This is a genomic window from Streptomyces sp. NPDC029014, from assembly GCF_055564695.1.
On the sequence record NZ_JBVHVT010000059.1, the window covers coordinates 23,322 to 37,244 of the forward strand.

Below are 13,923 nucleotides of genomic sequence, written 5' to 3' on the forward strand. Positions count from 1 at the left end.
CCGGCGGAGATCGGTGGGGCCGGTCATGCGCCCGGCTCCAGGACAGCCAGGACCCGGACCATCGGGTCACCGGAGGTCCGCAGCCGCTCGGCGGCCCCCGCCAGGCGGTCGGCGGCCTCGTCGCGGGCGGTGCGGCCGCCGGCGAAGCCGGGCAGTGCCTGCTGCTGCCAGTCGCCGACGCTGCGCTCGTACGCCCGCAGCGGTTCGTCCACCTCCGTGTCGGCCACCTTCCGGAGGCCCGCCAGGTGGTTGCGGGTCTCGGCGACGGCCAGGGGGACCAGTGGCTGGAGCGCGTCGGTGTCGCCCGCCGCCCAGTGGTCTTCCATATCAGGGCCGACGCCCAGCTCGGCCAGCAGCTCGGGGGTGAGCTCCCGTACCCGTGGTTCCGCCTCGTCCAGGCGGTCGATGGCGAGCCAGGCGACGACGGTGGGGCGGCCCTCCGCGTTGGACCAGACGCCCTGGGTCAGGAACACCGGGGAGGGCGCGGCCTTCGGGTCGACCTGGAGGACGCGGGCCTGCTGGCGTCCGAACTGGACCAGCACCTTGTCGGTGATCCACTCCACCACCGGGTGCAGCTCGCCGACGTAGTGGGCGTCCGGCCAGAGCGAGCTGGAGCCGGAGTCCTCACGGGCCCGCTTCAGGGACTCGGTGGCGTCCTCGCGGCTGAAGGTGAGCTTCATCCGGCGGGTGATGTTCTGGTCCCGGAGGTAGCCGGGAGGCAGGACGTCGAGGCGGTCGGCCAGGTCCTCGGGGGTGTCGAAGCTGAGGTCGGTGCCCTCACTGGTGGTGTCCAGGCGGAAGGACTCCAGGTCGGCGAGCTCGGCCAGGCCGGCGAGCACGTACTCGTGGCGGTTGCGTTCCGGGGAGTCCGCGAAGAGGCGGAGCCCGTCGACCGTGGGGATGTCGGCGGCGTGGGCGGTGGGCCGGGGAGTCGGCGCCGGGTCGGGCTCCTGATCCGCCGGTGCGAAGCTGCCGAAGTCGTCCAGGTCGATGTCGAGGTCGAAGTCGAATTCGGCGTTCTCGTCGAAGGACTGGGCGTCGTACGGGCCGTCCAGCGGGTCCGGTCCGGTGCCGAACTCGCTCATCGTCTGCCGCTCGACCGGGAGTTGCCCCGCGGGCAGGCCCGGCCCGGCCGCGCCCTCCACCGGGACGGACTCCAGGTCCGCGACGGCCTCCTCGGGGGTGGCACGCCGGAGCAGGGCCTCCATCACCCGGCGTTCCTCGCGGTCCCCGTCGTTCTCCTTGGTCGCGGCCTCGACCGCGCCCAGGACCCGGTGGACCTCCGCCTCGCGGGCGAGGACCTTCTCGGCGATCGTACGGTCGTCCAGGGCGCCCTCGACCGCGCTGGTGAGCAGCAGGGCGCGGAACTCCGGCGGCCGGGTCTGCCCGTAGCGGTCGATGCGGCCGTTGCGCTGCTCGACCCGGATCAGGCTCCAGGGCAGGTCCCAGTGGATCAGATGGTTGCACTGGCGGTGCAGGTTGACGCCCTCGGAGGCACCGTCGCCGGTCAGCAGCACCCGGACGTCGCTGCCGGCCCGTGCGAACTCGTCGACGTAGTCCATCTGGACGGTGTCGGAGATCTCGCTGTGCATGACCTTGACGGCGGCCTCGCCGGCGTTCTTGTCTTTCCAGCCGAGCAGGGCGGGCAGCACCGCGCCGAGCCAGTTGAGGGTCTCGCGGCGCTCGGAGAAGACCACGGCCCGGGTGGCGCTGCCGGGCTTCACGCCGATGTTGTCGCGCAGCTCGGCGACGAGCCTGGCGAGCTTGGACGTGGCGCCGGCCGTTCCTGTCCGCGTTGCATGCTCGATACGGCGGGCCAGCTCGGTGAGCCGAATCAGGGAGGCGACCTCGGAATTCGAGGAGTCCGCGGGCAGGGCGGTGAGCGGCGGCTCGGTGACTTTCTTGTGGCCCTCTGGGAGGGCGTGGCCCAGCTTGGCGAGCTTCTCGCGGGCCGTGACGAACAGGGCCCGGTGCGAGGAGAGGAAGGACTTCAGCAGGACGTACGGGAAGAGGTGGTCGGCGCCCTTGGTGTCCGGGTTCTTCAGCCAGGTGGTGGCCAGCTCGGAGAAGACCTCTTCCTCCAGTTCGCCGGCCGTGCAATGGATCGGGCGGGACTCGCCGCGGGGCGCCCAGGATCCTTCGAGGGCCTGCGCGACCTCATCGCTGACCTTGGTCCGGCGGAGCATGAGGTGGTGCAGCTCGGCGGCCTTGGGATCTGCCGGATCCTTGACGGCCATCGGGTCGAGCAGCCGGATCAGGCCGGTGAAGGCCCGCATATCGCCGTTGTGGGGGGTGGCGCTGGCGAGGATGAGTGCGTCGGTCTGCTTGGCCAGCAGGTCGGCGAGGGCACGGCGGTCGCTGCCCTGGTTGATCAGGTTGTGCGACTCGTCGATGACGACCGCGTCCCACTTGATGTTCTGCAGCCACGGCCCGTAGCGGTTGGCGTTCTTGAGCGTGTCCATCGAGATGATGACCCGCTTGTAGTACGTGAACGGGTTGCGGCCGGTCGGGATCTTCCGCTCGATCCGCGAGATGCCCGCGCTGTCCAGGCGTACCAGCGGCAGCGAGAACCGCGTCCACATCTCGTGCTGGAACTGCTCCAGCACCGGGGCCGGAGTGACGACGAGGATGCGTTCGCCGCGGCCCCGGCGGATCAGCTCGCCCAAAAGGATGCCGATCTCCAGGGTCTTGCCGAGGCCGACCACGTCACCGATCAGCAGGCGCGGCCGCAGCGGGTTGGCCAGGGCCTTGGCGGCGGGCCGCAGCTGGTAGTCCATGCGGTCCAGCAGGAAGCCCTCGGTCAGGGCGAGGCCGCGCTCGATCTGGGGGAGCGGGGTCTTGCGCAGGACGGCTTCCAGCAGCAGGCGGCCGATCCGGTAGCCCTTCGAGCGGTCCGGCACGAGGGCGGTGTCCTCGGGGCGCAGGATGCGGGGCATGCCGTCGAGCGCGGTGAGGAAGCGCGCCTGATGGCCGCGGACCAGCTCGGAAGCGCCCGTCGCCTCGATCTTGAACTCGCCCGGCCGTACCTCGCTGCTGCTGCGGACCAGCCATTCCTCGTCGCGGACCTCGATCAGCGTGCCCGCCGGGGGCGGGCCGGAGGGGAGGCCGGACGCGGCGTCGGGCATGGCTGGAGTTCCTTTCGTCGGAGCTGGTGCGGGTACGCCGTAGTCGGGCGCAGAGGTTCATTTCTACCGGGTGACGAGGCACCCATGCCGCCGAGGGGGTGAACCCCAGGGCGGGACGACCTCTGGCAGGAGAGGTCGTTCGGCCTGTTTTCGCAGGTGGCCGGGGGCGATGGGGGTCACTCCTGGTCAGAGCCGGCTGCTGTGGGCGTATGCCCTGCGGAGCCGTTCCGCGGTCCGCAGTGCCCCAGGCGGAGGCGTTGGGGCCGCAGGCTCCGGTTCGGCCGGGGGCTGTGGGGGTGCGAGGTGGTAGCTGGTCACCCCAGGCTGGGCGGGGACATCGCTGGGAGCGGCCGGACCGGGTACGGGATGCGCCGCCGGGTCGGGCACGGTGGGTACGTATTCCGCCGGATACGGCCCGTCGTCTGCCGGGAGATCCACGGCAGGTTCCTCGTCCGCGAGGAACTCTGCGAACAGGTCGGTGCCCTCGGCGGCCCACGGGGCATCGGGGGGTGCTCCCTGGTTCACGGCCTGCTGCGCGGCCTGCTGCACCGCCGGGTCGGGCTCGTCCGTCAGAGCTTCCTCGGGCAGTTCAGGGACGAGCCCGGATCCGTCGACGACGGCCTGGAGCTGGGCGGCGGCGGCCTCGGCGGTCAGGTCGTGCGTGGCGAGCAGCTGGAGGAGATCCTTTTCGATCTCGTCGAGCGAAGGGCGCTGGCTCGGCGCATGGACCAGGATGCGCGCGAGGAGCGGCAGGTAGTCCAACGCCACTCCGGTCCAGCTGGGGTCCGAGGGCATCGGACCGTAGGGGTAGGGAGGACGCTTGGCGGCGGCGTAGAAGAGGACCGCGCCGAGCGAGTAGATGTCGGCGGGCTCCTTCACGTGCTTGGCGTCCGTCGCCTGCTCCAGCGACATGTAGGTGGCGGTGCCGAAGCCTGCACCGGTCTTGGTCAGAGCGGCGTCGCTGTCGCGTTCGGTGAGCACCGCGAGTCCGAAGTCGAGGACGACCGGCCCCTGCGGCCCGATCGCGATGTTCCCCGGCTTCAGATCCCGATGGAGCAGCTTGACCTCGTGGATGGCCCGCAGGGCATCCACGAGGGCGAGACCCAGCGCCGCGTACGGCCCCACACCGAGCGGGCCGCAGGTCTGGACGAGCTTGTGCAGTGTGGGGCCGTGTACGTAGTCCATGGCCAGCCAGGGCTGCGCCGCGTCTGGGTCGGCGCCGATGAGCGAGGGCACCCGGGCGCTCGCCACCGTCCCCATCGTCTGGATCTCCTGGGCGAACCGGGCCCGCGCTTTGTCCTCGGAGTGCTCAGTGCTGTCCCGCAAATTCTCAGGCTTGATCACCTTGACGGCTGCCAGCACCGGGCCGGCGCTCGCGTCGTCGGCGATCAAGTGGTAGGTCGTCTCCAGCTCCGGACCGAGGTGGGCCAACTGCAGCTTGCGCGCCAGGTACGTGCGGCCCATTCCCCCCTGGCCGAGCACGGCGAGCAGCTCGAACGGGCCCAGTACCGCCGGATCCGTCTCGGTGTTCAGCTCTTTCATGGCGCCTGCATCCCCCACCCGTGTCGTACCTGGGATCCAGTCGGCGATATGGAGCTGGAGCAGACCGGACTGGTCGGGTGCTGCGGGCGGCCGTGCCGGCCGACAGCGCACACAGCTTGCCGCCAGTCTACGGCGGCTCAGCACAAGATCGACCGAATCCGGTCAGGTTCCTCCCTCGGGTAGGCAGTTCCGGAGGGCCTGCCTACCCGAGGGAGGAACCAGGGTCGCGCCCCGCCGAGTTGCAGCGCTCGGCCTCAGCGCGGCGCCGCAGGCTGGATGCTCAGGCCCCCTCGCGCTCCTCCCAGCGGTCTCGGAACCACACCAAGGCTTCGGTGAGGAGCCTGAGGTTGGGCTCCTTCTCCAGCAGTGACAGTCGGATGTTGGGGCGAAGTTCCAACCTCCCCTCTGAGATGTCGATTCCCTCCATCTCGTTGAGGCGCCGGAGGAGTTCGGCGCGCAACCCGCGGTCGTTGAACGGCTCGCGGGCGGCCAGGTACTGGAACACCACCTCGGCCGTCCCGCCGCGCCCGCTGCCGGGGTAGAGCGTGAGCGGCCAGATGCCGGGGCCCGGGGGGCCCGCCTCACCGAGCATGAGGAACGCGCTCGTGGTGACGCGCCCTGCCCCATGGCCGATCCAGCCGCCGAGTGCCTCCCAGCGGGCGAAGAGGTTACGCACTGCCTCTACCGTTTCGGGGGAGTCGTCCGCGGAGAGTTGTTGGAAGAAGCGCTCGGCTCGCGTCTCACCGGCCTGATTGTCCTCACCAGTGCGCTGCACGGGGTCCTCGCCGGCTGCCTCGTCATCGGTGCCGACGACCAGAAGAGCGAGGTCGTCAGCGGTGAGGCGCTGGGCCGGGTCGGCTGCCCCGCTCACCGTGAAGTGGATCCCGTCGGCGGCCAGTCGGGTACGGACGTCGCCTCCCTCCTCCGGCGAAGCCCATCGGAAGCCGTCAGCCACTTTTCCGTCGGCCGTCAGGACCCGGTACGCGTTGGCGACGCCCGCACTGTCGGCCAGGTGGTTACCGACGGCCTGGGCTCCGGAGCCGATGAAGGCGGCAAGGTCGCCGTAGGACGTCCACGTACCGTGGGGGAGCGCCGCGAGGATCTGGTGGGCCAACTGCCAGTCGCGGCTGCGCTCTGCCCGGCCGACCCCGCGCAGCGGGGCCGGCCACAGCTCGATCGAGCGGTCGGCGAGTTCGTCGGCGCGGGCCAGGATCTCCGCCGCGCCCCAGCGCTCGGTGGCGGCGATGCGGCGGTTCATCTCCAGGTGGCTGGCCTGGAGCAGATCCTGCTTGCGCTGGAAGGGGTGGTTGGAGAGCTCCGAGTTCACCGCGGTGAGCGTCAGGTTTCCGAGCGTGTGGTGCAGCCGGGCGTGCAGGTCCTCCGCGCTCTCTCCGTCGACCGCGTCCTCGCCCAGCAGCTGCAGCCACTCGTCGCCCGGGGATTGCGGCATGACGTGCTCGATGGTGAGCTTCGCGGTGGCGAAGTCGACGGGTTCGGGGTGTTCGTGGCTCTCCTCCAGGCGCTGCAGCACCGCTTTGCGCTGGTCCCAGCGTCCGTACTGGTAGAAGGGCGCAGTCCGGATCTTGTGACGCAGTTCGTCGTCATCGGGCCAGAACCGGTTCTCCGAGGAGAGGAGCTGGTGCAGGCCATCGGCCACGGGCAGATCGCGAGGCAGCTGTCCGGGCACGGCTTGGAAGATCCTGTTGAGGTTGTTCGTCGGGACGCGGCAGATCATCCGGCGTACCAGGAAGCTCTCGATGTACGACATGGCGCGAGCCGTTTCGGCGGATTCGAGCTCCCCGCGCTCACGCCGGTCGAGCAGCAGCATCAGCGCCGGATACGTGACCTGGGCCTGCCACTCGTCCAGGCGGCGCAGATGCGCGCGGACCACCGGATCCGGCTCCTCTTCCGGGTGCAGAATCCGGCGGAACAGGGAACTGTGGCGGTGCAGCTCCCTGATGTACGCCGCGATGGCCTCCTCGCTCGAATCCCCGCGCTCGAAGCGGTGCTGCTGGGCCGCGTACAGGTCCTGGCGCCGTACCCGGTCGTCACCGTCGAGTACGAGTTGCAGCCACATGAGCTGTTCGAGCTCGTCGTTGGTCAGACTGGCCTGCAGGGGCAGCCAGTACGTCTCGTAGACGTGCTCTCCCTGGGTGGGCAGCCGCATGAAGAGGTAGTTGCGCAGCAAGTCCGCCTGGCTCAGCTTGAGACCAGTGTTGTTCAGGGACTCAAAGATCCGGTGCACGTTGTCACCGCGCTCGGCCGTCACCGCCACGAGAGTGAGCCGGGATGTTATGGCCTGCTCCAGCCGGAACACGTCCTGCGGCGCTGCCGGATCATCCGCTGCGACGAGCTTGCGGCGGAAGAAACTGTAGGCATTGGCGACGCTCCCACCGACGGAGGGTGCACCCTTGGGGCCACGGACGTGGGCGGCGAACTGGGGCCGATCGGCCTGGGTCGGCAGGAGCCGGAAATGGTCGTCTCCGGTCTTGCGCTTGTTGATCAGGTACTCCTCGTTGATGCGCTCGGCCTCATCGGGTTGCGTGGACGCGACGTGATCGCGGATCGCCGCCAGAGCGAGGGACAGCGTGGTCAGTCGCTGCTGCCCGTCCACAACGAGCCAGCGGGGAAAGGTGGCCTCGTTCTGCGGAGACGGCGCGAGTACGACGGAACCGAGGAAGTGGGTGCTCGACTGCTCCCCGGCCTCGAGCAGCTCGGCCTGCTCCTGGATGTCAGCCCACAGCTGGTTCAGCTGCTTCTCCGCCCATGAGTACGTCCGCTGGTATAGGGGCACTTGGAATTGCTGTGCTCTTCCCTGTACGAGATCAGCGAACAGAGTCTCTTTGGCCTGCATGGTTCCCCCTCGGCTTCTGATCCGGTCGTGGCTGCGTGAGCGAGCCTAGGGCTTGCCACCGACACTCACAGGCAAGGCCCTTGCCTCGGGCATTCGTGAGACGGCATAACTGACGGACGGCCACTGGCTCATACCTGCCGGAAGGCAACTCGGCGGGGCGTCAGCTACTGCCTGAACCGCGGCCGTCGGATCCCGTGCATGGCATCACTGTCAGTGCCGTCGGTGACACTGTTCGTCATGACGCGGACGGAATTCGGGAACCTCTCGTTCCTCTGGGGCTGGTGGACATTCTTCGAGGCGGTGTTGATCGCCGTACTGTGGCGGACCCGCACCCGTGTGTTGGGCGGCGGGGTGTACCGGGTACCCGGCGTGTGGCGCATCCGACGCGGCGTCTGCAAGAGGCGCGTTGATGCGCTGTTCGTGGAGTTGGAGCGCAGAGGGGTACCAGCGGAAGCGCGCCCGGGCGAGGGTGAACTCATCGAACGGTGGCACCGTATCGTCGTAGGTCGGTGCGTCTCCGTATTCCTCCAGGCGGTGCCCGTCATGGTTGTGGTGTTGCCTTCTGGTGGGCGACATTGCTCGCCCGAACGACGGTCACGCCCTTGTGGATGTTCGCTGTCACTGCCGGTTTCGGTGCTGTGTCCGTCATGCTCATGGCAGCCGACGAACGGGCTACCGCGGTCTCCGACGCCGCCGGGGTGGTCACGGTGGAGTCGATCCGGTTCCTGGAGATGCTGCTTGTACCGGGCGGCAGTCGAACACAGGATTCGGCTCTCGACGTCCACGGCAAGGTGTTCGGACGGCTCTGCGGCTCCCTGCGCACCCAGGCACGGCACACAGTCCGCACGATGCCTCCCGCCACCCGCAGGCGGGTGCGGGCGACCACGGAACGCCTGATCGCGGCACTCGCCGACGGCAACCAGCGCTACCTTTTCGGTGAGGGAGCCGACCGTGAGACCGCCGTCCGCGACCTCTCCAGGCTCGTCGCCGACGTCCTACGCCACAGCTGCCATCCGCGCGCACAGCGCAACAGCCTGGTGATCGTCGATGCCGCACTCCTCGCGGACACGCCGGAGCCGGACACCGTGGGCTCGGTGACTGAACCGCTCAGGACTCGCCTCCTCGCGGGGGCGGGCAAACTCGCGGTCGCCGCGGGTCTCCTTTCCGGGGCGGTGCTTTTCCCCGGCGGGGGAGCCGCCTCGGATCTGCTGGCGGCCGCAGGCCTGGCGAGCGTCGCCCTGGTCTGTCCCCCGCTCCGAGAGGCCCTGCACCGAGTCGGCGTCGTCGCCGGCGCCTCGTCCAGCGACAACAGGTCACCGGAAGCGGCGGACGAAGAGTCGAGTCCCCTGGCACCTTCCCTGACCGCCCCCTGCCCCCGCTGCGCCGACCGCTCAACCGTAACCAGGGGGTCCCGGCCGGTAGGGTGAGAGGCAATTCGCCCGCGGTGTACCCACGGGCAAGATGCCGCTGTCAGCCGGACCCACAGCGTGGGGCGGGCGGACAAGCGAGAAACAGCCGGGTACGCCTGATCCTGGCCATCGCCAAACTTCAGAGATTCACCATCACCGGCCTGGTCGCAGTCTCCCTTCCCGAAATGCCGTTTCCGGCCTCGGATGACGGGCTCGCGCTGGCCCTCACCATCGAATCGGCCTGTCGGCCAACTACGACTCGGACCGCGCCGGCTGGGCGAGGAGCTCACGCCCCGCAGGGCACCCTGTCCTGAGGCCAGAGTGTCTCCGCTGGCATGGTGGAGGACGTGACGTTGACTATCAGGCGCACAAGCGCGGGAGCCCATAGCCTGTCACCCGAGACAACGCGGTCGCCGGCATGGACGACGACTCGCGCGCCAAGCACCCTGGCCTGCTGTACGCCTTCGATCTAGACGTGGTGATGACCAGCCAACGCGCAGTGGGCCTGCTACCGCATATGCCTGGCATCGCGATCGCCCAGCTGTCACGAACCGACCACGTGGCGGCCGTACCGGTGACGTGCTGGGAGTGGGACGGCAAGAGCCGGCGGCGCCGCGAGGACCAGGTGGCTATTCCTCCGGCCGCGAGTGGATCGAGCGCACCGAGGCTGGGCAAGCGAGATGGCTGGCGACGCTCATTTGACGCTCGGACCTATCTCGAACGCTGATCAGCGACCTGGCAATGGCCTCTGACCTGCTGGTTTATCGGCATGCTTCATTCTCATCCCTTCCCCATGACCCACCACGTGGAGTGCGTCGCGATCCTGGAGCCCATCCGCGACGACGCCTGATCCGCGGCCCGGCCGGGTCTTGAGGCGCCCGGCCGTCTTCGACCGGTGGCGCGGGCTGGCGCGCGTGGCTCAGAACTGGAGGGAAGGCGCGGTTTCCGGGGTGTGGGGGCGGCCCGCGGCCAGGACCAGGCGGACCGAGCGGAGGGCGGCCAGATCGGTCAGCGGGTCGCCGTCCACGACGAGCAGGTCGGCGCGGTGCCCGGGGGCGAGCCGTCCGGTCTCGTGGCCGATGTGCAGAGCCTCGGCCGCGCCGGCCGTGGCGAGGTCGACGATCTCGGCCGGTGTCATCCCGATGTGCTCGAAGAACTCCAGGCTGGAGACGAGGCCGTCGAAGACGGCGTGCGGCACACCGGCATCCGTTCCGGGCAGCAGTCGTACTCCGCTCTCGGCCATCCACCGGATCCGCCGGAACATCACCTCGGCCCGCTCCGGGCCGAAGCGCTCCGCAAAGCCCTTCCAGTCGGGACTCGCCGCAGGGCAGACCGCGATGCCCTGGTCCGCCATGGCCGCCACCAGGTCTTCGCGTACGTCGAACCCGTCCTTTGCCATCCATGTGCAGTGCTCGATGCTGTCGACGCCGGCCGCCACGGCGGCGGCGATGCCCTCGGTGCCGTGTGCGTGGGCGGCCACCGGCAGCCCGGCCCCGTGGGCCTCCTCCACGATGGCGCGCATCTCCCGCACGGTGAACTGGGACTGCCAGACGGGCGGGCCGCCCTTTGTGATCCCGCCTCCGGTGGCCATCACCTTGATCAGGTCGGTGCCGCTTTCCACGTTGCGGCGCACCGCAGCGCGCAGCGCGGCTACGCCCTCGACCTCTCCGCCGAGGAACCAGCAGTGCCCGCCGGGCGCGGTCAGCGGCGTCCCGGCGGCGAGGACGCGCGGTCCGGGCAGCCGCCCGGCCGCGATCTCGTCCCGCAGGCGGACGGCCAGTCCTCCCCGGTCACCGAGATCGCGTACGGTCGTCACCCCCGTGGCGAGGAGCTGCTCCGCGCGCTTCGCCATCCCGGCGTACACCTCGGCGTCGGAGGAGGTCCGCAGGGTCTCCACGGGGTCGGGACCGGCGTCGAGCGCGAGGTGGACGTGGGCGTCGATGAGCCCGGGCAGCATCGTGCCGTGGGGGAAGTGGAGACGGGGGATCGCGGGTTCGGCGTGTGCCTCGATCTCCGTACGCGGTCCGGTGGCCACGATCACGCCGCCCCGGACGAGCACGGCGGCGTCGCAGACCACCCTCCCCCCGGGGCCGGAGACCATTCGTTCCGCCGAGACCACTATGTGCATCATGCGCCTTCCTACCGGGCCCGCAGCGCGTCCGAGAGCGCCACGAGCTGCTTCACGTCCTCGTCGAGATCATTTCCTCCGGGCAGGGCCACGGCAATGGCGCGTCCGGGCACCGGGGCCCCGGCCGTGTACGCGGCCAGCGCCTCGTGAAGATGCATCGCCGCCCGTACGGGTGGGAGCGGGGCCGGGGGGTCCTGTGGATCTTCCAGCTCTGCGAGGTAGGGGCTGATGCGTACGAGCCCGTCCCGGCACTCGATCGCGCGCCGGTAGTACCGTCGGTGGACCCCGCGGACGCGCAGCCTGTCGCGCCAGCCCTCTGCCGGGGTGCGGTGGAGCGAGTCCTCCGGGAAGGCCTCGTGCAGAGCCGTCCACAGGGGGCTCAGGCGCTGGTACATCCGACGACGGTGCGCCCACAGTCGGACGGTCGACCACCGGGTGGCGGCCGCGGGATAGAGGATTCCCGCGACGAAGAGCGGGATCGAGACGTCCAGGAGCAGCTTCGCCCCCACGATGAGGGCCGCCGGTACGGGGTCGCCGGCCCAGCGGATGACGGTGAGCGCCTCGCGAAGCGTTCCCATCAGCACCATGACGGTCAACGCGGCCACCAGCATCCACAGTCCGGTGCGCAGCGGCTTGTGCGACACCCGTAGGTAGCGCAGTGTCCACCACAGGGCCGAGCCCAGTCCGTAGACGAGGTACAGACCCGCCGCGAGGTAGAAGAGGGCGACTCCCGGCTCGCGCATGTTCGCCGTCGCGTAGGTGTGGGCGCGTTCCGCCGCCGGCGTGATCGTCATCGCCCAGGTGGCGACACCGATGGCGCCGACCAGGGGTACCAGTTCCCACCGGGCGCGTGCGTTGCCCGCCGTACGATCCGATGCCGAGTAGAGGAAGACGCACTGCAGGAGGTAGACGAGGACCAGGAGCAGTGCGTTCTGCAGCAGCTTCGCGAGTCCGTCGCCGGTCAGTGAGTCGACGTACCGTGCGCCTGCCTTGAGACCCAGAAGGAAGGACAGTGCCGCGCAGACGATGCACAGCGTCACCGACCGCAGGACTCTGTCGGAGGGTGCCGTGACCAGCTGACGGATCTTCCAGGCGAGCGCCAGGAGGAGGATTGCTCCCAGGAGTGAGGACAGTGCCACGGCTACAGCCACCCCATCCTGTCACCCAGTGCGGAATTGATGCGCAAGGTCGATTGGTCGTCCGTCGTTCTCGGGCTCACGCGGTTCAGTACGGACGCCCACTCCAGGATGATGGTGGCGACCAGTTCGGCTTCCCGTTCCCGCTCGTCGTCGTAGGAGGTTCGTCGGAGCGCTCGCTTGATGACGTCGACGGACAGGTCCGGAGCCATCGACTGCCAGAAAGCGTCGTCCATTTCGTCACTCTGATGGCCCGCCAGAATATGGCCGATCTCGTGCAGGATGATGTGGTCCTGGTGGGCTTTGCTGGTTTCCCTCTGGTAGAAGACGTAGTCCACCGATGGACTGGCGATCCACACGCCGTACGGTCCGGGGACGGGCAGGGGATAGTCGATCAGCCGGATGGGTCGGCGCCTGTGTTCGCCCAAGGCCTGGCAGAACGACGGCACGTGGAGCGGCGGCTGTATGCCGAGGGACCGGAGGGTCTGCCTGCATCGGCGTCTCAGCTCTCGCTCTTTCAAGGTGTTTCTCCGCTCGTGGTGCCATGGTGCCGTTCCATCCAACGCTGCGGTCCTGCCGGCAGCCAGACGTGAATCGGTCAATCACCGGGCTGGATTGCCCGTTCTGCCTGTTCCAGGCGGTAGACGACGTCGAGCAGGTCCATCACCTGCTTCCGGTGGCCTGGGGACAGCTGACCTGCTCGCATGGCCATCAGTTTCACGTCGTTGCCCTGAGACGCCTCGTGCAGGCGGGCTTGCTCGGAGGCGAGGAGTTCCAGCTGTTTCGTGATCCGGTCCGCCGCCTCGTCCTCGACGAAGTATGCGGTGGGCACGCCGAAGAACCCGGCCAGTGCCTGGAGGTGCATGAGCGTGGGGTTGCTCTTGCGGCCGTTGCGGAGTTGCCAGATGTAGCTCTGGGAGATGGAGACGCCGGCATCCGACTGTCGGATCGCCGCGGCGACGTGCTCGTTGCTGTACTCGTGATGGGGATCGGGCCTGACCCTTGCGAAGAGTTGGTTCAACCTGTCAGCCAGGCTCTGTCCTGCCGTGTCGACCACGATCCCTCCGACTCTCCCCCGTCTCCACTTGTGTCAACGACGATCGTGCCAGTTCTGTGACACGAGTTGAAGGGGGGGTGCCCCTCAAGTTATCGTCCCCACAGGCAAGTCTTCCACTGACGTGTAGATCAACTGCTCACGGGATCTTCACTTGAGTCGACGCGGTCGAATGCTCTTCGGCTCGCTCGCCAGTGGTTCCTTCCGTCCTCAGCGCAGGGGGAGGCGCGTCGTCATCCGATCGAGATCAAGGGTGCCCGAGTGGGTGCTGGCTCTGCGCCGCGTCGGCCGACTCGGCGGCAGAGAACTCCAGGTGTTCCGACCGCTCGCCCGCGGCGGCAATGACGGGATCGCCCGCCGACCGGTGGCGCCGGAGCGGCCACCACGCGATCGCGGCTACCCGCATGCTCTCCTCCGTTTCCGCGTCGGGAGACGAGTGTTCTTTCTCGCGCAGGTGTTCGGCGGCTGCCACGGCCTCCCCGAAGTGCTCCGCCCGCGCCCCCAGGTGCCGCCGGGTGCGGGTTGTTGCGCCGGCCGCCGTGCAGCTCTAGCGGGGAGACACGGCAGGGCGCCGGGCCGCCGCGCTCGGCCGGTGATTCGGCGACCAAGACGTTTTCGTACGGGCCGCGGCCCGGTGAACGCGTGCTCTCGAAGAGGGACTTAGCCCTTTCACTG

Annotated in this window: 10 protein-coding genes; 2 read left to right on the top strand and 8 right to left on the bottom strand. The window is 69.2% G+C overall.

Going from position 1 to position 13,923, the window contains the following annotated elements; all coding sequences use genetic code 11:
* Positions 1-23: 23 nt before the first annotated feature.
* From ACZ4VL_RS28020 to ACZ4VL_RS28030, 3 genes are all read right to left on the bottom strand, one after another.
* Positions 24-3,125: an SNF2-related protein gene (locus ACZ4VL_RS28020; RefSeq protein WP_468205119.1), complete on the bottom strand. Its 3,102-nt coding sequence runs from the start codon at positions 3,123-3,125 to the stop codon at positions 24-26.
* Positions 3,126-3,311: 186 nt separating this feature from the next.
* Positions 3,312-4,667 (bottom strand): serine/threonine-protein kinase, encoded by a 1,356-nt coding sequence (locus tag ACZ4VL_RS28025; RefSeq protein WP_468205121.1) that lies wholly within the window; start codon positions 4,665-4,667, stop codon positions 3,312-3,314.
* Between the two features lie 280 nt (positions 4,668-4,947).
* Positions 4,948-7,521: a GmrSD restriction endonuclease domain-containing protein gene (locus tag ACZ4VL_RS28030; protein ID WP_468205123.1), complete on the bottom strand. Its 2,574-nt coding sequence runs from the start codon at positions 7,519-7,521 to the stop codon at positions 4,948-4,950.
* A gap of 575 nt (positions 7,522-8,096) precedes the next feature.
* Here ACZ4VL_RS28030 and ACZ4VL_RS28035 point away from each other — a divergent pair.
* Both ACZ4VL_RS28035 and ACZ4VL_RS28040 read left to right on the top strand, forming a co-directional pair.
* Positions 8,097-8,948: a hypothetical protein gene (locus tag ACZ4VL_RS28035; RefSeq protein WP_468205125.1), complete on the top strand. Its 852-nt coding sequence runs from the start codon at positions 8,097-8,099 to the stop codon at positions 8,946-8,948.
* 400 nt (positions 8,949-9,348) lie between these two features.
* Positions 9,349-9,657: a hypothetical protein gene (locus tag ACZ4VL_RS28040; protein WP_468205127.1), complete on the top strand. Its 309-nt coding sequence runs from the start codon at positions 9,349-9,351 to the stop codon at positions 9,655-9,657.
* 192 nt (positions 9,658-9,849) lie between these two features.
* Here ACZ4VL_RS28040 and ACZ4VL_RS28045 read toward each other — a convergent pair whose 3' ends face one another.
* The 5 genes from ACZ4VL_RS28045 to ACZ4VL_RS28065 form a co-directional block, all read right to left on the bottom strand.
* Positions 9,850-11,061 (bottom strand): metal-dependent hydrolase family protein, encoded by a 1,212-nt coding sequence (locus ACZ4VL_RS28045; protein ID WP_468205129.1) that lies wholly within the window; start codon positions 11,059-11,061, stop codon positions 9,850-9,852.
* Between the two features lie 8 nt (positions 11,062-11,069).
* Entirely contained in the window at positions 11,070-12,197 is a 1,128-nt protein-coding gene (locus ACZ4VL_RS28050) for an MAB_1171c family putative transporter (protein WP_468205131.1), read from the bottom strand.
* A gap of 2 nt (positions 12,198-12,199) precedes the next feature.
* A complete protein-coding gene (locus ACZ4VL_RS28055) occupies positions 12,200-12,532 on the bottom strand; it encodes a hypothetical protein (protein ID WP_468205134.1) in 333 nt (110 codons plus the stop codon).
* A gap of 260 nt (positions 12,533-12,792) precedes the next feature.
* Positions 12,793-13,251 (bottom strand): helix-turn-helix domain-containing protein, encoded by a 459-nt coding sequence (locus ACZ4VL_RS28060; protein WP_468205136.1) that lies wholly within the window; start codon positions 13,249-13,251, stop codon positions 12,793-12,795.
* A 244-nt stretch (positions 13,252-13,495) separates the two neighbouring features.
* Positions 13,496-13,720, bottom strand: a complete 225-nt coding sequence (locus ACZ4VL_RS28065) for a hypothetical protein (RefSeq protein ID WP_468205138.1) — start codon at positions 13,718-13,720, stop codon at positions 13,496-13,498.
* Positions 13,721-13,923: the final 203 nt, after the last annotated feature.

Coding starts and splice junctions, on each gene's coding strand:
- ACZ4VL_RS28020 (WP_468205119.1), bottom strand. CDS start 3,125: ATGCCCGACGCCGCGTCCGGCCTCCCCTCCGGCCCGCCCCCGGCGGGC.
- ACZ4VL_RS28025 (WP_468205121.1), bottom strand. CDS start 4,667: ATGAAAGAGCTGAACACCGAGACGGATCCGGCGGTACTGGGCCCGTTC.
- ACZ4VL_RS28030 (WP_468205123.1), bottom strand. CDS start 7,521: ATGCAGGCCAAAGAGACTCTGTTCGCTGATCTCGTACAGGGAAGAGCA.
- ACZ4VL_RS28040 (WP_468205127.1), top strand. CDS start 9,349: ATGGACGACGACTCGCGCGCCAAGCACCCTGGCCTGCTGTACGCCTTC.
- ACZ4VL_RS28045 (WP_468205129.1), bottom strand. CDS start 11,061: ATGATGCACATAGTGGTCTCGGCGGAACGAATGGTCTCCGGCCCCGGG.